The 19,313-nt window shown below is 46.0% G+C and carries 16 protein-coding genes; 15 read left to right on the top strand and 1 reads right to left on the bottom strand.

The window, feature by feature from the left end; genetic code table 11:
- The first annotated feature begins 46 nt into the window (after window positions 1–46).
- From LZ23_RS14450 to LZ23_RS14375, 15 genes are all read left to right on the top strand, one after another.
- A complete protein-coding gene (locus LZ23_RS14450) occupies window positions 47–2,002 on the top strand; it encodes a penicillin-binding transpeptidase domain-containing protein (RefSeq protein WP_045215161.1) in 1,956 nt (651 codons plus the stop codon).
- Window positions 2,003–2,031: 29 nt separating this feature from the next.
- On the top strand, window positions 2,032–3,474 hold the full coding sequence (locus LZ23_RS14445; protein ID WP_045215159.1) for a UDP-N-acetylmuramoyl-L-alanyl-D-glutamate--2,6-diaminopimelate ligase: 1,443 nt from the start codon (window positions 2,032–2,034) through the stop codon (window positions 3,472–3,474).
- Window positions 3,471–4,871 carry a UDP-N-acetylmuramoyl-tripeptide--D-alanyl-D-alanine ligase gene (locus LZ23_RS14440; protein ID WP_084591074.1) on the top strand — a complete coding sequence of 467 codons (1,401 nt, stop codon included), beginning with the start codon at window positions 3,471–3,473 and terminating at the stop codon, window positions 4,869–4,871. Before LZ23_RS14445 ends, LZ23_RS14440 begins: the two co-directional genes overlap by 4 nt.
- Before the next feature lie 295 nt (window positions 4,872–5,166).
- Entirely contained in the window at window positions 5,167–6,243 is a 1,077-nt protein-coding gene (gene mraY, locus LZ23_RS14430; RefSeq protein WP_045215156.1) for a phospho-N-acetylmuramoyl-pentapeptide-transferase, read from the top strand.
- 79 nt (window positions 6,244–6,322) lie between these two features.
- Window positions 6,323–7,636, top strand: a complete 1,314-nt coding sequence (gene murD / locus LZ23_RS14425; protein ID WP_045215155.1) for a UDP-N-acetylmuramoyl-L-alanine--D-glutamate ligase — start codon at window positions 6,323–6,325, stop codon at window positions 7,634–7,636.
- Window positions 7,636–8,745, top strand: coding sequence for a putative lipid II flippase FtsW (ftsW, locus tag LZ23_RS14420; protein ID WP_045215154.1), 1,110 nt, complete (start codon window positions 7,636–7,638; stop codon window positions 8,743–8,745). Before murD ends, ftsW begins: the two co-directional genes overlap by 1 nt.
- Complete coding sequence (gene murG, locus LZ23_RS14415; protein ID WP_045215152.1) at window positions 8,745–9,848, top strand: undecaprenyldiphospho-muramoylpentapeptide beta-N-acetylglucosaminyltransferase; 1,104 nt, start codon at window positions 8,745–8,747, stop codon at window positions 9,846–9,848. The genes ftsW and murG overlap by 1 nt, the downstream gene beginning before the upstream one ends.
- The gene (gene murC / locus LZ23_RS14410; RefSeq protein WP_045215150.1) at window positions 9,845–11,212 is read left to right on the top strand and encodes a UDP-N-acetylmuramate--L-alanine ligase; all 1,368 of its coding nucleotides are present in this window, start codon (window positions 9,845–9,847) and stop codon (window positions 11,210–11,212) included. The genes murG and murC overlap by 4 nt, the downstream gene beginning before the upstream one ends.
- The gene (gene murB, locus LZ23_RS14405; protein ID WP_045215149.1) at window positions 11,209–12,087 is read left to right on the top strand and encodes a UDP-N-acetylmuramate dehydrogenase; all 879 of its coding nucleotides are present in this window, start codon (window positions 11,209–11,211) and stop codon (window positions 12,085–12,087) included. The genes murC and murB overlap by 4 nt, the downstream gene beginning before the upstream one ends.
- Window positions 12,087–12,911: a cell division protein FtsQ/DivIB gene (locus tag LZ23_RS14400; protein WP_045215147.1), complete on the top strand. Its 825-nt coding sequence runs from the start codon at window positions 12,087–12,089 to the stop codon at window positions 12,909–12,911. Before murB ends, LZ23_RS14400 begins: the two co-directional genes overlap by 1 nt.
- 61 nt (window positions 12,912–12,972) lie before the next feature.
- Window positions 12,973–14,199, top strand: coding sequence for a cell division protein FtsA (ftsA, locus tag LZ23_RS14395; protein ID WP_045215551.1), 1,227 nt, complete (start codon window positions 12,973–12,975; stop codon window positions 14,197–14,199).
- 402 nt (window positions 14,200–14,601) lie between these two features.
- Entirely contained in the window at window positions 14,602–15,828 is a 1,227-nt protein-coding gene (gene ftsZ / locus LZ23_RS14390; protein ID WP_045215145.1) for a cell division protein FtsZ, read from the top strand.
- Window positions 15,829–16,085: 257 nt separating this feature from the next.
- Complete coding sequence (locus LZ23_RS14385) at window positions 16,086–17,717, top strand: radical SAM protein (protein WP_052507405.1); 1,632 nt, start codon at window positions 16,086–16,088, stop codon at window positions 17,715–17,717.
- 77 nt (window positions 17,718–17,794) lie between these two features.
- The gene (locus LZ23_RS14380) at window positions 17,795–18,091 is read left to right on the top strand and encodes a MoaD/ThiS family protein (RefSeq protein ID WP_045215549.1); all 297 of its coding nucleotides are present in this window, start codon (window positions 17,795–17,797) and stop codon (window positions 18,089–18,091) included.
- 5 nt (window positions 18,092–18,096) lie between these two features.
- Window positions 18,097–18,351 carry a DUF6899 family protein gene (locus tag LZ23_RS14375; RefSeq protein WP_045215142.1) on the top strand — a complete coding sequence of 85 codons (255 nt, stop codon included), beginning with the start codon at window positions 18,097–18,099 and terminating at the stop codon, window positions 18,349–18,351.
- A gap of 27 nt (window positions 18,352–18,378) precedes the next feature.
- On the opposite strand, the gene zupT is transcribed toward LZ23_RS14375, so the two are convergent.
- The gene (gene zupT / locus LZ23_RS14370) at window positions 18,379–19,182 is read right to left on the bottom strand and encodes a zinc transporter ZupT (protein WP_045215140.1); all 804 of its coding nucleotides are present in this window, start codon (window positions 19,180–19,182) and stop codon (window positions 18,379–18,381) included.
- Window positions 19,183–19,313: the final 131 nt, after the last annotated feature.

Here is a 19,313-nt window from a genome sequence, read left to right as displayed (position 1 = left end):
GGCTGGGCAAGAAGTTTTTTCTCTCAATTTGATATAAGATTTAGATATGAGCAAAAGAGTTACTGATACTACCAAAAAAGACAGGAGCAGGCTGAAGATTATTTTGATCCTCAGTCTGTTTATTATTGCCTGGGCAGGGCTGTGGTCCAGAGCTTTTTTTGTTCAGGTGCTCCAGGGAGAAGAGTTGGCCCGGATGGCTGATCGTCAGTACTTCAGCAGAGAGAAAATCACAGGCAAAAGGGGGGAGATTTTTGACCGTAACGGTGTGGTTCTGGCTCAAAGCGTACGTGTAAAATCAATCTATGCTGATCCTCTTCGTGTCGAGGACAGCGCACGAGCAGCGTTTGAGCTGGCAAAAGTTCTGGATGTGGATTCAGGCAGATTGAGACAGCTTCTGGACCGGCAGAGCAGGTTTGTCTGGGTTCAGAGGAAAATCAGTGATAGACGGGCACAATCCATCGCTGAAAAAAAAATTCCTGGGATTTATATCATTGACGAGCACACCCGGGTCTATCCCAGAGGTCATATGCTTGGCCAGATTATGGGTTTTGTAGGAGTGGATAATGAGGGTCTGGAAGGCCTGGAAAAATCTCTTGAAGAAACTCTGGCTGGAGCTGAAATGTTGGTGGCATTGCAAAGAGATGCATCAGGCCACAGAATGACCTTGATGCCACAGGATGTGTCCAGCGAAGTGGCGGGTCGTGATGTTGTCCTGACCATTGATGCAGAGCTCCAGTTCGCTGCGGAAAAGGCACTATCCCGTGCAGTTGAAAATTATAACGCCAGACATGGTGTATCCCTTGTGGTGCATGTTCCAACTGGTGATATCCTGGCCTGGGCAAATTATCCTTTTTTCAATCCCAATAATTTCCGGGGCAGCCACTCATCAATCTGGCGAAATCGAGGTGCGGTGGATGCTCTGGAACCTGGCTCAACCCTTAAGCCTTTTTTAATTGCAGCAGCTCTTGAAGAAGGCATTGTTGATCACGATACCATATACTTTTGCGAAAATGGCAGATGGAGGCTGGGACGAAATAATATAAGAGATGTGCGAGACCACGGTTGGCTGACAATAAACAGAATAATCCGATATTCCAGTAATATCTGTTCAGCTAAAATAGGTCTGGATCTTGGTCCCGGGAAGTACTTTGAATATTTAGACAGGCTGGGTTTTGCAGAAACAACCGGTTTGCCTCTGCCTGGAGAGACGCGCGGCATTTTGAGGCCTCCCAATGTGTGGAGCAGAATGGACCTGGCCACCATCTCTTTTGGTCAGGGCTTGTCAGGAACTCCTTTGCAGCTTGCAAGGGCTTATCTGACCCTGGCCAACGACGGACGATTTACTGATCTTAATATTTTGATGAATGAAAGCAGGGTCCAAAATGAAGGACATCAGGTTTTTTCACCCCGGGTCAGTCGGCAGGTAATGGAAATGCTCAGGGAAGTAGTCGAGATGGATGGTACAGGTACAAGAGCCGCCATATCAGGAATAGAGGTCGGGGGAAAAACCGGTACAGCTCAAAAAGCATCTGAGTCGGGAGGTTATGGCGATAAGTACGTAGCATCATTTGTGGGTTTTATTCCAGCACTTGATCCCGAGTATCTGGTGCTGATTATTGTTGATGAGCCCGCGCCACAGCATTATGGAGGAGTGGTGGCAGCTCCTGTTTTCGCGCAGATTGGCAACAGTATAATGGCTTCAGGGTCAGGGTTCAGGCTGCGCAGCTACCATGCTCAAAATGTTCCGAATCTGACAGAAATCAGTGTTTCAGATAATGGCAGATTCAGTGTCACCCAGAGAAGGAATACGAGCATGCTGGGCAATGAGATGCCGGACTTGCGTGGAGTCAGTCTGAGGGAAGCCATGGAAAGTCTGCTGCGTGCAGGAGTTGTTCCTGTATTAAAAGGCAAAGGAGTTCTGGTTAAAGATCACGCTCCTGGACCTGGAGAGAACTGGCAGGGTGACAATGTGCAGGTAGTCTTGAGGCTTTCTGAATCATAGCCGTGAATCGGCGGCAAGGCAGGTGAGAAATGGATTACGAAAATTTACTGAAAGAAGCCGAATTAGGAAGGCCGGTTAAATCCCATTCAGGCGCTGTTCAACAGGGGGATATATTTGTTGCCCTGTCAGGTACCAGAGTGCATGGGGGGCAGTTTATTCAGGAGGCTCTGGAGCGTGGAGCATTCATGGCAGTGGCCCGGCAGGAAGACTTAAGACAACAGCATGATAAAATTCTAATCCACGAAAATCCTGTTTTTGCTCTGGGGCAATTGGCCCAGGCCTACTATCGGACAGGGCGAATGGAGCTTGGCATAATCGGAATAACCGGCACCAATGGTAAAACTACAGTAACTTATCTGTTAGAGCATATTTTTAAAAGTAATGGATTCAAAACAGGAGTACTGGGGACAGTAAATTATCGCTGGGGTAATAATCTGATTGATTCTTCCATGACTACCCCGGACTGTCTTCAGGTGCATGATATTCTGTCTAAGATGGATCAGGATGGAGTGGAGATGGTGATAATGGAGGTTTCATCCCATGCTCTGGATCAGGACAGGGTGGCAGGCATTACTTTTGATGCAGGTGTTTTTTTGAACTTGACTCAGGATCACTTAGACTACCACAAGAATATGGAGGATTACTTTCAAGCCAAGATCAAGCTATTTCTAAGCAGCGGGAAAAAGAAAACATTTCAATCGGTTATTAATTCAGATGACTCGTATGGCCAGAGACTTCTTTGTCAGGTGTCAGGGGCACTTAGTTTTGGACTTAATCATTCAGTTCAGACCCGTTTATGTGGTAAACTTTTGAAAAACGACCGGACTGGAATAACTTTGCAGTGTTCTTATCAGGATCAGGAATGGGTTGTCTCCTCGCCATTATCAGGCAGGCATAACGGCTCCAATCTCCTGGCTGCTCAAGGAGCGGGACTGGCCCTGGGGCTCAACCCCAAGCAGTTTGAATGCCTTGAAAATGCAGGGCAGGTGCCGGGTCGATTAGAAAAAATTATAAATGATCGCGGGTTGGATATCTATGTGGATTATGCACATACCCCTGACGCTCTGGAAAATGTCTGCAAGACCATCAAAGATCTTGACTACAGCAGGCTTCTGGTTCTTTTTGGATGCGGGGGGGATCGTGACAAGGCAAAGAGGCCTTTAATGACCAGGGCTGCGGCAAAGTATGCTGATGTTGTTTTCCTGACCTCTGACAATCCCAGATTTGAAGATCCACTTTCCATCATACATGATGCCTGCTCAGGCTTTGTAAATGGAGATGAGTATTTCATTGAAGAGGAAAGACGGTCTGCCATCCAACAGGCGGTATATTTCATGAAACCTGGGGATGCATTGCTGGTGGCAGGAAAAGGACATGAACAATATCAGGAAATACGCGGCGTCAGGAATCATTTTAATGATGCTGAAGAAATAAGGCTGGCTGCGGCATACGAAACTTCGGGTGGATCATGATGAAAATGACTCTTCAGGAAACTGCACATGCGCTTAAAAGCGTTGGAGATTTAAATGGATTAGAGAATAATGTTGTAACAGCTGTTCAGACCGACAGCAGGCTGGTCAGACAAGGTGATCTATTCATATGTATAAACGGAGAGCGTTTTGACGGTCATAATTTTGCAGGCCAGGCCAGGGATAATGGGGCCATTGCGCTGGTTTCCCATAAACCCATGCCTGAAATGTCAATTCCAGTCTTGCTGGTCAGTGATACTGTTGAGGCTCTGGGCAGGCTTGGCGCATATTGGAGGCATAAAAATGCAAGGCATGTTATTGCCATCACAGGCTCAGCCGGTAAGACCACAACCAGGGAAATGATATGGCAAACTCTTGCTCAAAAATATAACACCGGCAGAAATTTTAAAAACTGGAACAATCAGATAGGCCTGCCTCTATCCATACTTAATCTGGGTGCTGACGAAGATTATTGGGTGCTGGAACTGGGAATCAATAATGATACTGACATGGATGAGCTGGCAAGGATTGCTTCACCTGATACTGCAGTGTTGCTTAATGTTGGCCCATGCCATCTTGAGGGTTTGAAAAGTGTGGAAAATGTAGCCAATTGTAAAGCAAAGCTTTTGGATTACTTGCAAGGTCCGCAAAATGTTATTGCCTCATCAGATTATCCTTTTCTTGTAAAAGAAGTTGCATCCAGGTTAGAACTTAAGCCCGCCTGGATTTCAAGTTATAATATAAATGCAGATTATATGGTCAGTTATCTTGGAAGAGGCATGTTTGAGGTAAACGGTCCTGATGGAAAGGTTATTTTTCAGGGCTCGGATCAATGGTCACAATATTGTGAAAATATTGCTGCATGCTGGGCTGTTGCAACTCTGGCCGGGTTGAACTCTCAAGAAATCATTCAGGGAGTGCAAAATTTTCAGCCGCCCGAGCAGCGGTTTACCATAAAAAATCTGGCTGACTGGACAATTATTGATGATACCTACAATGCCAACCCCTTGTCCATGAGCAGGGCCATTCACTCAACACGATCTATGGCCGGGGACAGAAATCTTTTTCTTGTTCTGGGCGATATGGCTGAACTGGGAGACTTAGAAGCCTCTGCTCATGTGGATTTGGGCAGGGAAATATCTAAAACCTGCAGTTCTGGGATTTTCTTTTACGGCAGAAACAAAAACCACGTGCTTCAAGGGCTGGCTAAAGAGCATGCAGAAAGGTTTTTTGCCCTGAAGAGTCAAGCCAGCTTCAGGTCTGCTTTGAACAGTCTTGCTCCCCAGGGTGGGGTAATACTTTTCAAGGGGTCCAGAAGTGCTTCAATGGAGCAGTTTTTGACAGTGTTTAAAGACTGGCTGGCAGATGCGTCCAAAAGTACAAATACTGAGTCACCTTAGGGCTTGTCTTTTATGTATTTTTATTCAGGCAGAGTTTGGAAGGCTGAAGGCTGAAGGGAAGAAGACTGAAGACTGAAGGTTGAAAGGAAGAAGGCTGAAGGCTGAAGGGAAGAAGACTGAAGACTGAAGGTTGAAAGGAAGAAGGCTGAAGGCTGAAGGCTGAAGGGAAGAAGACTGAAGACTGAAGACTGAAGGTTGAAAGGAAGAAGGCTGAAGGCGGAAGGCTGAAGGGAAGAAGGCTGAAGGAAGCATTACGCGTTTCAGAAAACTATACTGATATTGTCGGGGAGACAGGATGCTTTATCATCTGCTATTTCCATTAAGTGAAGACATAAGCGTTTTTAATGTATTCAGGTACATAACCTTCAGAAGCATATATGCTTTGCTCACGGCTTTGCTCATCAGCCTGTGGCTGGGACCGAGATTTATCGGCTGGCTTCAGAAGATTAAATGTGGACAATATGTACAGGATGATGGTCCTGAACATCAGGTCAAGCAGGGAACCCCGACCATGGGGGGGGTACTCATTGCCTTCAGCATGCTGGTAAGCGTTCTGTTATGGGGTGATTTGACCAATCTGTTTGTCTGGCTTTCCATTTTTGTGTTTCTTGGTTTTTTTCTGGTGGGTTTTTATGATGACTATCTGAAGGTGATTAAAAAACAAAATAAGGGTTTAAGCGCCAGAGGAAAGTTTTTCGGGCAATGCATCATAGCCCTGGGCGCGGTATCGATTCTGCTTACATTACCAGGATACAGTACTGAACTTCTGGTACCGTTTTTTAAAGGTCTGCGTCCGGACCTTTTTCTATTTTATGTGCCTTTTGCTGCTCTTGTCATGGTGGGAGCATCCAACGGTGTTAATCTGACTGACGGCTTAGATGGCCTGGCCATTGGACCTTTCATTGTCAGCGCAGCCTGTCTGTCGGTTTTTGTATATGTATCCGGGCACTCCCAGCTGGCCGGTTACCTCCAGGTGCCTTATATCCCCAACATTGGAGAAGTGACTGTATTTTGCGGGGCCATGGTGGGGGCTGGACTGGGTTTTTTGTGGTTCAATGCCTATCCTGCACAGATTTTTATGGGTGATACAGGCAGTGTAAGTCTGGGGGGCACCCTGGGATTTATTGCTGTGTTGTGCAAGCAAGAGCTTTTGCTGATAATTGTCGGTGGACTGTTTGTTATAGAAACACTTTCAGTTATTTTGCAGGTAGGATACTTTAAAATGAGCGGAGGCAAAAGAATTTTTCGCATGGCTCCACTGCATCATCATTTTGAGTTAAAAGGGGTGCCTGAGTCAAAGATTATCATCAGATTCTGGATTTTATCAATATTGTTCGCATTGGCGGCATTGAGTACTCTTAAGCTTCGGTAAGTCAGAGATCAGAGGTCAGAGATCAGAAGTCAGGGGGCAGAGGTCAGGGGGTCGAGGGGCAGGGAGCAGGATCAGGATTATGAAACAGCTTATTCATTCGGGACAACTTCGGGGCCACAATATAGCAGTGGTGGGAGCAGGTCGTTCAGGCTTGTCTGCAGCATTGCTGGCCAAAGCTCTCGGAGCACATGTCCGGGTGCTGGAAAAAGACAAGGGCTATAATACTACCAGGCTCCAAGAGATGGGATTGTCAGATGTGGAGTTTATATGCGGCGACCATGAAAAAGAGCATTTTACTGGTCAGCAAATGGTAATTATCAGTCCTGGCATTCCTGTTCAAAGTGTTGGAAATTTGCTTCCTGAGAATACTCCTCTTTATTCTGAACTGGAATTTGCTTCATGGTTTATCCATGAGCCGATTATTGCTGTTACAGGCACCAATGGCAAGACCACAACAACTCTGCTTACAGCTCATGCCTTAAAAAAATCCGGCTTCAAGGTGTTTGCCGGGGGCAACCTGGGAACTCCCTTAAGTGAATATGTTTTAGACAGCAATCAATGTGATATCCTTGTTCTCGAAGTCAGCAGTTTTCAGCTTGAAGCTTGTAGTGGTTTTCACCCCAGGGTGGGTGTTTTTCTTAATTTTTCAGATAACCATCTGGACCACCATAAAAGCTCTGCCGACTATTTCAATGCTAAAACCCGGCTTTTTGCAAAGCAGGCAGAAAATGATCTGGCGGTAATTGATTTGGCTTTACAGGACAGGATGGAAGCTGCAGGCCTGTTAAAGGGTAAAAGGATTTATTTTGTACCTGGTAAGAGATTTTCATGTCCCGCTCTTGCCGGAGAACACAATCAGGCCAATATGGAAGCAGCATTTCAGGCATGCAGATATTTTGGAATAGAGCCTGGAACATTTCAGGATGCCATTTATGATTTTAATCCTCCAGCACACCGGCAGGAGGTATTTTTAAAATATCAGGGCAAAGTGTTTGTCAATGATTCAAAAGCTACGACCACAACTGCTGTTTCTGCAGCTTTAAATGCCTTTGATAAACCCATAAGGCTCCTGGCAGGTGGAGTTTACAAAGGAGGAGATTTTTCTCAACTTGTTCCGCTGGTAACAGCCAGAGTGGCCAAGGTCTATCTTTACGGGAGCGGTCGAGAAATATTTCAAGAAGCCTGGAGAGATCATACTGATGTAGAGTACTTTCCCACTATGGATCAGGCTTTAGACAAGGCCCTTTCAGAGATGCAACAGGGAGAGACCATGTTGTTGTCTCCGGGTACAGCCAGTTTTGATCAATTTTCTGACTATAAAGATAGAGGGGATACTTTTAAGTCATTAGTGCTTGAAAAACTGAATATTTCCACCAGAAATACGGATAAGTGATGACTGAACAGCATAGAGGAAATCATACCAGCACCCCGGATTTGTGGCTGTTATTTGCGGTAATGATCTTGTGCGGGCTGGGATTAACCATGATACTAAGCACCAGTGCCATCATGGCCGAGAGGTTTTATGCTGACAAATACTTTTTTTTCAGAAAACAGGTAATTTATGCCTCAGCAGGAACCATTGTCATGCTGCTGGTTTACCTGACTCCCATAAACGTTTTTTACAGGCTGAAATATTTCTGGATTTTCGGAACACTCGTCGCTTTTCTGCTTACCCTTTACTCTCCCCTTGGTGTCAGTGCAGGAGGTGCAACGAGATGGCTCAGCCTGGGGGCAATAAATATTCAGCCGTTAGAGGCTGCCAAGGTGGCCTTAGTCCTTTATCTGGCAAGTTTTTTCGCAGGCAAGCAGGATAAGGTCAAAAGTTTCAGTGTAGGTTTTGTGCCTCCCACCCTGATTACCGGAATGTTTTGTCTATTGCTGCTGGCCCAGCCGGACTTTGGCGGTGCCGTTTATATTGCAGCTTTGTTTTTTCTGATGAGTCTGGTGGGTGGAACCAAGTTAATTTATCTCTTTTCCTCTTCTGTTCTGGCGGCAATTACAGCCGCTATTCTCATAGTGCAGTCTCCATACAGGTTTAGAAGATGGTTTTCTTTTCTTGACCCCTTTCAGGATGCTCAGGATTCAGGATATCAATTAGTGCAGTCTCTATATGCATTTGGATCAGGCGGAATATGGGGGCTGGGTCTCGGAGAAGGAAGGCAGAAACTTTTTTTTCTGCCCGAAGCGCACAATGACTTTATTATGGCGGTGATAGGCGAGGAGCTGGGTTTTATCGGCATCTCGCTCTTTTTTGTGCTTCTGGGAATAGTAATCTGGAGAACGCTTGTCATTTCCATAAGACAAAGCCGACTTGAAGATCGTTTTGCAGGATTTGGCATGGGTGCGATACTTATGCTTGGAAGTCTGCTCAATCTTGCAGTGGTTCTGGGCATGCTTCCACCCAAGGGACTGCCCATGCCTTTTGTCAGTTATGGAGGGAGCAGTCTGCTGGTTGCCATGTTTTGCGCAGGGTTTTTACTTAATCTCTCAAGGGAGAAATGATGCTCAAGAAGGTCCTGCTGACCACCGGGGGCACTGGAGGCCATATATTTCCTGCCATTGCCACGGCTCAAAAAATTTCAGAAATGTATCCAGGTTGCGAAATTGTTTTCGCAGGTGGTGAGTATGGTCCTGAACGGGAAATAACACAAAAAGCAGGTATCAAATTTAAAGCTTTTCCAGCGAGAGGAGTTCTGGGTCGCGGAATCAGATCTCTTGGGGCAATGGTCTGGATGGTTAGAAGTCTGGCTCAGTCCATGAAATTTATCCGTTCTTTCAAACCTCAAATAGTAATTGGCTTTGGAGGTTATGCCGGATTCATGCCGGTACTGGCAGCAAGATGGCTGAAATATCCTACAGCCATTCACGAGCAGAACAGCATTCCAGGCGTGACCAACAGAATATTAAGTAAAAGAGTTGACAAAGTGATGCTCAGCTTTCCTGATATAAACGGATATTTCCCTCCGGAAAAAACTGTTCAGACCGGAAATCCTGTGCGCAGAGAATTTGTTGAAGCATCGAGAAACAGTCCGGAACTGGATAGACATAAAAGGCGTCTTCTGGTTCTTGGCGGCAGTCAGGGAGCCCGGGCAGTCAATGATGCCGTTGTCAGCAGTTTGAGTGAATTTAAAGCACTGGGAGTGGAGATATGGCATCAGACCGGACAAAATGATTTTGCCAGGGTCCAAAAGGTTTATGACCGGGAATTTCCCGAAGCCAGGGTGGAACCATTTATTGACAATATGGTTGATGCCTACAGCTTTGCTACACTGGTGCTCTGCAGGGCAGGAGCATCTACCATTTCTGAGTTGTGCGCCATGGGCAGGCCTTCAGTACTTGTTCCGTTCCCCTATGCCACGCATGATCATCAGATGATTAACGCCAGACACTTGGAAGGCCTGGGAGCAGCACTGGTTCTGGCCCAGAGTTACTTAAGTGAAATACATCCTGCCAGAGTAATCGGAGACTTGCTGGCTGCACCTGATAAACTTAGAAACATGGGTAAAGCAGCCATGCGTGAGGGCAAGGCCGAGGCTGCAGAGGAAATCGTGAAACAGATAGAATATTTGGTATCAGAAAAACAGGGCAAAACAGACAGAGCATGAAGGGCAATATAAATAAAATACATATGGTAGGCATTGGCGGGTCCGGAATGAGCGGCATAGCTGAAGTCCTGCTCAATCTGGGTTATGAGGTTACTGGTTCTGACCTGTCAAATGGAAGTGCTGTGAGCAGGCTGAAATTGCTTGGGGCTGAAGTTTATTACGGTCATAGGTCAGAAAATCTTGGAGATGCTCAGGTACTGGTCAAATCCACAGCAGTAAAAGATGATAATCCAGAAGTAAAAGCCGCGAGAGAGCATAACATACCGGTAATACCGCGCGCGGAAATGCTGGCTGAGCTTATGCGTCTCAAGACTGGAATAGCTGTTGCCGGAACGCATGGCAAGACCACCACAACTTCTTTTCTCGGTACAATATTTAAAGAAGCAGGATTAGATCCCACTGTGATTATCGGAGGACTGCTCAATTCATACGGCAGCAATGCCCTGCCAGGAACCGGAGAATATCTCATTGCCGAGGCAGACGAGTCAGACGGTTCATTTCTTTGCCTCAAACCCATTATGAACATAGTTACAAATGTTGATGCAGACCATCTTGATTACTACAAAGATTATGAAGAAATTAAGGAATGCTTTGTCAATTTTATGAACAGCGTTCCATTTTACGGTGTCAATGTAGTATGCGGTGATGATGCCGGGGTAAAGTCATTACTTCAGCAGGTCAATCGTCCAGTTGTGACTTATGGACTGAATGAAGGCAACGATATCAGGGCTGAAATTTTGTCCAGGGGTCAGGACTCGGAATTCAATGTAATGATTAAGAATGAATACTGGGCAAAAGTCAGATTGAGTCACCCGGGAAGGCACAATGTTCTCAACAGCCTGGCGGCCATTGGCATTTCAATGCATTGCGGTCTTGGTTCCGAGGATATTCTGACAGGTTTGTCATCCTTTGGTGGAGTTGGTCGCAGGTTTGAAATCAAGGGAATAAAAAATCAGGTCATGGTGGTAGACGACTATGGACATCATCCCACGGAAATCAAGGCGACCATTGAAACCGCAAGGCAATGTTATCCGGACAGGAGGCTGGTAGTCCTTTTTCAGCCTCATCGTTTTACCAGAACCCAGGCTCTTTTTGGGGATTTCTGCAAAGTGCTGGCAGGTGTTGATGAATTGTTGCTGACAGAAATTTATCCTGCATCAGAATCACCCATTCCAGGTGTCAACGGTCAGAGCCTGGCTCAGGGTATCAGACAGATAAGCAAAACCGGGGTCAACTATTTTGCAACATTGGAGGAAGTTCAGGGGGAACTGAGTAACATTCTCAAACCCGGTGATCTGTTTATTACAATGGGTGCAGGCAATGTCTGGAAGACAGGGGAAGCTTTTCTCAAAGGCGCAGCATGAAAATTATTGACCGGCCCGATCTGAGAAGCATGTCCACCTTGCGTATGGGAGGACGGGCTGCTTCTGCAGTATATCTGGAAAATATTAGAGATCTGGAAAAGCTGCAAACTATATGTTCTGAACTTGGACAGGACATATTAGTTGTGGGGCGCGGCAGTAATATATTGTTTCAGGATGGTGAGCGAGATCTGGTTTTGTTGAGCTGGGCAGGCAGAAGTGAAACCAGAATTATTAAACAATTTCACAACGACGTTCTGGTATCAGTTGATGCAGCTCAGAGTTTGCCGGGATTTCTAAGATGGTGTGCTGTCCGGGGGCTGAGCGGCCTGGAAGGTCTGGCCGGGATCCCGGGCACTGTGGGGGGGGCTGTGGCCATGAATGCCGGTTCTTATGGATCTGAAACCCTGGCGCACATTACAGGGCTGACAGTCTGGAGTCTTGAGCATGGTGTTGCAGAGTTAGATAAAGAAGATTTTACATACAGTTACAGAAAATTCAAAATTAATTATGATTACAGTCAATACATAATAATAAGGGCCAGTTTTCAGTTGACTCAAGCTAAGCCGCGTGATGTCAGAGACAGAATCAAGGAAAATTATCTGAAGAAAAAATTGACCCAGCCGGTTTTAGAGCAGACAGCAGGCTGTGTATTTAAAAATCCAAGTCACAACATGGCTGCGGGTCAGCTTCTCGATAAGGCCGGAATGCGGGGAAGAGCAAGAAAAAATGCTTGTTTTTCCGGCAGACATGCCAACTTTCTAATTAATATGGGTGGAGCTGAAAGCTCAGAGGCTCTTGATCTGATAAATGAGGCAACAGAAAAGGTCAGAAAAAAGTTTGAAGTAAACCTGGAACTGGAAATCAGGGTTATCTGATGGCATACAGCGCAAGCGTCAGAACTGGTCATCGTTCTGTTCGCTCCAATAAGTACAGAAAGCCTCGAAAAAAGGGCCTGATTAAAGGTCTTTTTATGGGCCTTTTGCGACTTATGGGTGCCTCGTTTCTGCTGGCTCTGAGCATAATTTTTCTGATAACCGTCAGCATTGGGATTCTGTATGGTTATAACCTGGCCATGCACAGTGATTTTTTTGCTCTTAAGCATATTGAAGTCAACGGGAATAAGCAGCTGACCTATGCCAAGCTTACAGAGCTCATGGAGGTAAACCCCGGTGATAATGTTCTGCAGCTGCGTATGTCGGAACTGCAATCAAGGCTCCGGGTCAATCCATGGGTTGAAAGCGTATCATTGCAGCGGGTTTTTCCTGATAAGCTGGTTATCAATATCAGTGAGAGGCAGGCCTATTTCTGGATTCAGGACGGTGAAAAAATGTGTTATGCAGATGCCCGGGGGCGAATCATTACCAGTCTCAGCCCGGGCAGGTTTGTCTCTTTGCCGGTTCTATATATTGAACGAGACAAAAGAGAAGAAGATCTTGAATCACTGGTCATGATGCTGGAGAACCGGGCATTTCCATTTTCATTGCAGGATATTTCCTGGATTAACATCCGGAACTCAGGCACCGTTGAAATGCGGGTGGAATCTCAAAGAATGAAAATAATTATGGACAGAAAAAATTTACGCTCCGGTCCAGTTAAGTTGAACCGACTTTGGGCTGATTTGCGAACCAGAGGGGAAACCGATTCAGTGCAGAGGATCATTATTGCAGGCAGTCATGCATGGGTGGCCTACAGGGATTGAGTCGGAAAAAATGCCCGGACCACTTGCAAAGGGCAAAACTGTTAAAAATAAGGAAGGAGTTATGGCCAAAGCTGATCTAATCGTAGGGCTAGATCTGGGCACCACAAAAATATCCGCTGTTGTGGGCGAAATGACACCCGAAGGCGTGGATATTGTGGGGATTGGAACAAGTCCGTCCACTGGTCTGCGCAAAGGAGTGGTGGTGAATATTGAACAGACTGTCCAGTCAATAAAAAAGGCCTTAGAAGAGGCGGAACTCATGGCAGGCTGTGAAATCAGGGCAGTGTATGCAGGCATTGCCGGCAGCCATATAAAGGGCTTTAACAGTCATGGGGTTATTGCTGTCAAAGGTGGCGAAGTGGGCAGCCGTGATGTAGAAAGGGTCATTGACGCGGCCAAGGCTGTAGCCATTCCTCTGGATCGGGAAGTAATACATATTTTGCCGCAGGAATATATTGTGGATGATCAGAGAGGTATTGCTGATCCTCTTGGAATGGCCGGAGTCAGGTTAGAGGTCAAGGTGCATATAGTGACCGGAGCTGTTAGCAGTGCTCAAAATATTGTTAGATCCTGCCACCGCTCCGGTCTTGATGTGTCAGATATAGTTCTTGAATCTCTTGCTTCATCCAAGGCTGTGCTTACCGAGGAAGAAAGAGAGATAGGAGTAGCCCTGGTGGATATTGGCGGCGGCACCACTGATGTTGCCATATTCAGCAATGATTCCATTAAACATACTGGCGTTATTGCCATAGGAGGAGCCAATCTGACCAATGATATTGCTTTTGGTCTGCGAACACCCATGGTGGCAGCAGAAAAAATCAAGACCAGATATGGTTGTGCTCTGGCAGACATGATCGAAGAAGATGAAGTTATCGAGGTACCCAGCGTTGGAGGACGACCTTCTCGGAAGCTGTCCCGACATGTTCTGGCTGAAATATGTGAGCCTCGCATGGAAGAGCTGCTGGTGCTCGTGGATCAGGAGCTGCTTCGTTCAGGTTTTAAAAATTCCATTGGCGCAGGCGTAGTCCTTACCGGTGGTGCTTCTCTTATTGAAGGCTCACAGGAATTGGCAGAACAAATTTTCGGGTTGCCTACCAGAATTGGTTATCCCAGAAAAGTAGGGGGACTTAAGGATGTAGTCAATAATCCCATGTTTGCTACTGCAGTAGGCGTGTTGATTTATGGTGCTGAAAAAGAGAGCACTGAAAAAAGTTTCCGCATAAGAGATAAAAATATGTTTAACCGCATTTTGACCAAGATGCGCAAGTGGTTTGTGGACATCAAATGATGCCCCATGCTCAAACCATGTTCATTGATGGATCGAATATGTTTAGCGCTTTGGATGTTGTGGCATGGGGACTGGCTCTTCCGGGACCCACTTGCCCAAAAAATGAGTCATTTTGAGCACAAATTGATGCTCAAGTGGGTCCCGGAGTGCCTGTCCCCTGCTTTCCATAAAAGCGATAAACAGGTATGATGGATCTAATCAGTTTATTTCAGGGGGCACACTTGAAAATACAACAGGATGTGAAAAGCTACCGGCGGTAAACCCTGCAGCAAGGTTCACGCATTTGTGCGGGCACCAGTCCAAATTTGGCCAAATGCTGAGTTTATTAAGTTTTGTTGCCAGGTTCATGCCGATAAAAATATAGAAATTGAACAAAGAATATACAGGGGTAAGGAGGAAGCCATGGAATTTCAGGAAATAGAAATGGAAGGCAATGCCAGGATAAAAGTAGTAGGTGTTGGAGGTGGCGGTGGAAATGCTGTCAACAATATGATTTGTTCGGCAATGAAAGGTGTGACCTTTATAGTAGCCAACACTGATGTTCAGGCCTTGAAGCATTCTAGAGCAGAGCACAAGATTCAGCTGGGCGAGAAGCTGACCAAGGGACTGGGAGCCGGAGCTGATCCGGAAGTTGGCAAGGAAGCTGCTCAGGAGAGTATTGATCAGCTCAAAGAGACCTTAGAAGGGTGCGACATGGTGTTCGTTACTGCTGGAATGGGCGGTGGCACAGGTACAGGAGCAGCACCGGTCATTGCCAGGGTTGCCCGGGAGATGGAGGCTCTTACGGTTGCTGTTGTGACCAAGCCCTTTTATTTTGAGGGCAAAAGGCGGCGCAGTCAGGGCGATAAAGGTATTGAAGCTCTCAAGGAAGTGGTGGACAGTATTATTACCATTCCTAATGACCGACTTCTATCGCTGGCCTCGAAAAAGGCATCTTTTCTTGAAATGCTGAAAAAGGCCGACGAAGTACTTTATTATGGCGTTAAGGGCATTTCCGATCTGATTATGGTCCCTGGACTCATTAACTTAGATTTTGCAGACGTCAAGGCGGTAATGTCTCAGATGGGGCTGGCCATGATGGGTACAGGCATTGCCAAGGGTGAAGGACGGGCCAGGGAAGCAGCCATGAAAGCCATAACCAGTCCTTTATTAGAGGATGTATCCATTGATGGAGCCAGGGGAGTTCTTATGAATGTTACATGTGGTACTGATCTGGCCATTGACGAGGTCAGTGAAGCTGCTGAGATAATTCATGAGGCAGCGCATGAGGATGCCCAGATCTACTTTGGAACAGTCTTTGATCAGGAGATTGAGGACGAAATCAGGATTACCGTTATTGCCACAGGCATTGAAGGAGCCTTTGACAAGGTTGAAGATAAAAATCCCAATGTTACCAAACTGGATACCCAGAAAACCAATACCAGACTGGTCAAAAGACCGCGGTCCATGCAGGTAAATCCCGACAGCAGAGAAAATCTGAATATCCCTACATACTTGAGAACCAAGAAGAATATTGATAGTCTTGCCAATGCTGATGGAAAGACAGGGTCTACCAAAAAAAATGAGGAGTTTATATTTGATGAGGATGAGTTTGAGATACCTTCATTTATCAGGAGGCAGGCTGATTAGCTGACTTGAAAATGCAAACATGCAAGCTGGTAATTGAAACAAGCGTAAATTGAGTTAACGGCTTGCAGGCTCATCATCAGGAAAGGCCTGCTGGCATAAGATCACAGGCTGAATGTTCCTCGCTTGCGCTTAGAGCTATTTAACCGGCAATGTTTCATTTAAAACAGTATTATCATGCAGCTGATTCCAAAGGGTCACTTTTTTCGTGAACAGTTTCGAAAAGTGCTCAGCTTTTAATGCACACCCGGACTAACGATATGTCCGGCAGTGTTTTAAAAGAGGCAGGAGAGTGGGGCGGACGTTTGCCAGTGGCACTGGTGTTTCCAGAACGGGAGCGCGTTGCACTGTCCACTCTGGGGTGGCAGATGGTTTATCAGCAACTGTCAGCTGATGACGGGTTTTATGTGCAGAGGTTTTTTCTCAGCCAGGACATGACCCGTGCCTGCAGTCCTGATACAGGCAGAGCTCTGGTGCAGTTCCCGTTAATATGCTTCAGTCTTAATTTTGAAGGTGATTTTCCCAATATAATTAAGATTTTAAATGCTGAGGGTATTCCCCTTTACGCAGACCAGAGAAGTGACTGGCCTGTTATCATGGCAGGTGGGCCTGTTGCATTTCTCAATCCATATCCTTTATTGCCCGGGTTTGACTTTATTTTTGTTGGGGAATCCGAGGCAGGGTTCAGCTTGTCCGCCAGAGTAATCAGGGATTGCTGGTTAGATAATCTTGGCTCAAAGGCTGCATTGGAGCAGGTCAAAACTCTCCCGGGAATACTTACTTCTGAAACTGGACTTCCTGTTAAAAGGCTGATTATGCCGGGCCTGACAGGAACCCTTGAAAAACCTGCTTTTTCAACATTTGTTTCAGGTGCATCAGTCTTCAAGGACAGCCTGCTGCTGGAAGTTAATCGAGGGTGTCCCTATGGGTGCAGGTTTTGCGCAGCTGGATTTATTTATCGCCCTCACAGGCAGTCCAGACTGGAAGATTTAAAAAAACTGGTGCGTGAGCAATCTCCTGGAAAGGTAGGTTTAGTTGGTACCGCTCTTACAGACTGGGCGGACTTAAAGCATTTTTTGCACTGGCTTTACTCTAAAGGTATAAAGTTTTCCCTGTCATCCATGCGGGCCAGTGGGTTGGATGAAGATTTTCTTCAGTTTTTGCGCAGAGCAGGGGCCAGAAGCATAACTCTTGCTGTGGAGGGGATCAGTCAGAGAATCAGAACAGCAATTAATAAAAATTTTGATGAGGATATATTTTTTCAGGTTGTAAAAAATTTAAGCACTCAGAGATACAATACTCTGAAATTATATTTCATTCTGGGATTGCCAGGAGAAGAAATTGATGATTTTAATGATCTGTCGGTTTTTCTCAAAAGACTGAATCAGGCTAGAAAAGAAGGAATGGGCAATAGACATAAGGGCCTGGATCTGATTAATATCAGCGTGTCCATGTTTGTACCCAAACCCTGGACTCCTCTGCAATGGTCACGCATGGATAAGGAAAATTTTTTCAATGAAAAGGTCAAGATATTTAAAAAAATGTGTACAGGATACAAGGGGCTCAGATTTCAGGCGGAAAAGCCCTTTGCTGCAAGGGTTCAGGGGTTGTTGTCAAAGGGAGATGAAAAGTTATACGAGTTGATCATTCTTGCTGCTGAAACAGGCAGCTGGAAGAAAGCATTGCGGGAATGGCCGGGCAGGATGGAAGAATACATTGACCAGGACTTGTCCTTAGATCAGAGTTTTGTCTGGGATGGCTTGGATGTTGGAGTCAGCAAGTCTTATCTAATGCAGGAATGGGAAAAATATTTCAGAGTTATGCAAACTAAACCCTGTCCTGATACAGGATGCCTGAAATGCAGGCGCTGCGGCATGGAAAAGTTTATGTGAGCTTCTTATCCGCGGGTGGACCGGGACAGAACCTGCGAGAAGCGGCCGAAAATGTTGCGATTCATGGAGTGTTATTTATGGCAAGCATATGTTTCAGAGCATTTTCATTTCTTCAGGCAGAGCTGGATAAGCTGGGCGTCAAGGCCCTGGATGAGTGTATGGCAATTGAAGAAAATGAAACTGTAGATCATCTTTTGACCAGGCTGGGTATTGACAAAAGTCTTGTAGAGGCTGCTTTTATCAATGGTCGGGTGCAGCCTCTGAATATTCCTCTGCAGGACAATGATCGTGTAGCACTGATCCCACCCGGTACTCCGGGACCTTACCGGGTTTTGCTGGGTATCAGGGATAATAAGTCAGACAGGAAGGAGTAAAAGTATTGCCATATATCAGTCAGACAAGAAGAGAAGTATTTGACTCTGCCATCAGCCAGCTTGCATCCCAGGTGCAGAACCAGGGTGAGCTCAATTACTGCATTTATAAGTTGTCAAAGCTTATTTTAGAGCGCATGGGCGAAAGCTATGAGAATATCAGCATGTGTTCTTCAGCCATGGAACATGCCAAGCTGGAATGGTACAGAAAGGTTCTTGCTCCTTATGAAGAAGTTAAAATAAGGGAAAACAGCGATATTTAACACCACCATCCCAAGTCCTGCTTATTGTCACATCAGCAAAAGCAGAGTAATGGCCATAATCAGCATGCCCGCAATAAGGGCATAGATGGCCAGATGCCCTTTGCCGTACTCCTTGGCTGCGGGGAAGAGTTCATCTAAAGAAATGAAAACCATTATTCCCGCGATAAAGGCAAAAATAAAGCCCATGGATGTGGGAGATATGAAGGGCCGCAAAATCATGAAGCCGATCAATGCGCCAAGGGGTTCGGCCAGACCGGTGGAAAGTGACAGCCAGAATGCCTTGGCTCTGCTTTTAGTGGAGTAATAAATGGGCACAGCCACGGCAATTCCTTCCGGGATGTTGTGCAGTGCAATGGCGATGGCTATAGCTATTCCCAAAGTAGGATCAGCAAGGGTGGCAAAAAAGGTTGCCATGCCTTCGGGAAAGTTGTGTATGGCAATGGCCAGGGCAGCAAAAATTCCCATCCTGTGCATTTTGCCTCTGTCTATACCTTCATTTAAATCTTCTACTCTTCTTGCTTCATGGGGATTCTCATGTTCCGGCACCATACGGTCTATCACGGCAATGAAGAATACTCCGGCAAAAAAGCCGGCGGTCATGATCCAGGCCGCCAGGTTGTGACCGTGCTCAGGTTCAAGCATTTCTAAAGCTTCGGGCATGAGTTCTACGAATGAAATATAAATCATGACTCCGGCGGAAAAACCCAGGGCTATGGATAAAAAAGCCTTGTTGGTATGTTTAGTGAAAAAAGCAATGAAACTGCCTATGCCCGTGGATAATCCGGCCAAGAGGGTCAGGGAAAAAGCGAGCATGATATTTTCTTCAAACATGGTAACTCCTGATAGAATTGTGGTAATAGTTTAGCCCTTTTCTAAGGTAAGCAGGGGACAGGCACCCCAGCCCTTGTTTTTTGTTGATGTAAAACACAGACTTAATAAAACAAGGGCTGGGAGAGCCAGTC

This window comes from Desulfonatronovibrio magnus, assembly GCF_000934755.1.
GTDB classification, from domain to species: Bacteria; Desulfobacterota; Desulfovibrionia; order Desulfovibrionales; family Desulfonatronovibrionaceae; genus Desulfonatronovibrio; species Desulfonatronovibrio magnus.
The sequence above is the reverse complement of the archived record's forward strand: the minus strand, read 5'-3'. Positions and strand labels throughout refer to the sequence as shown.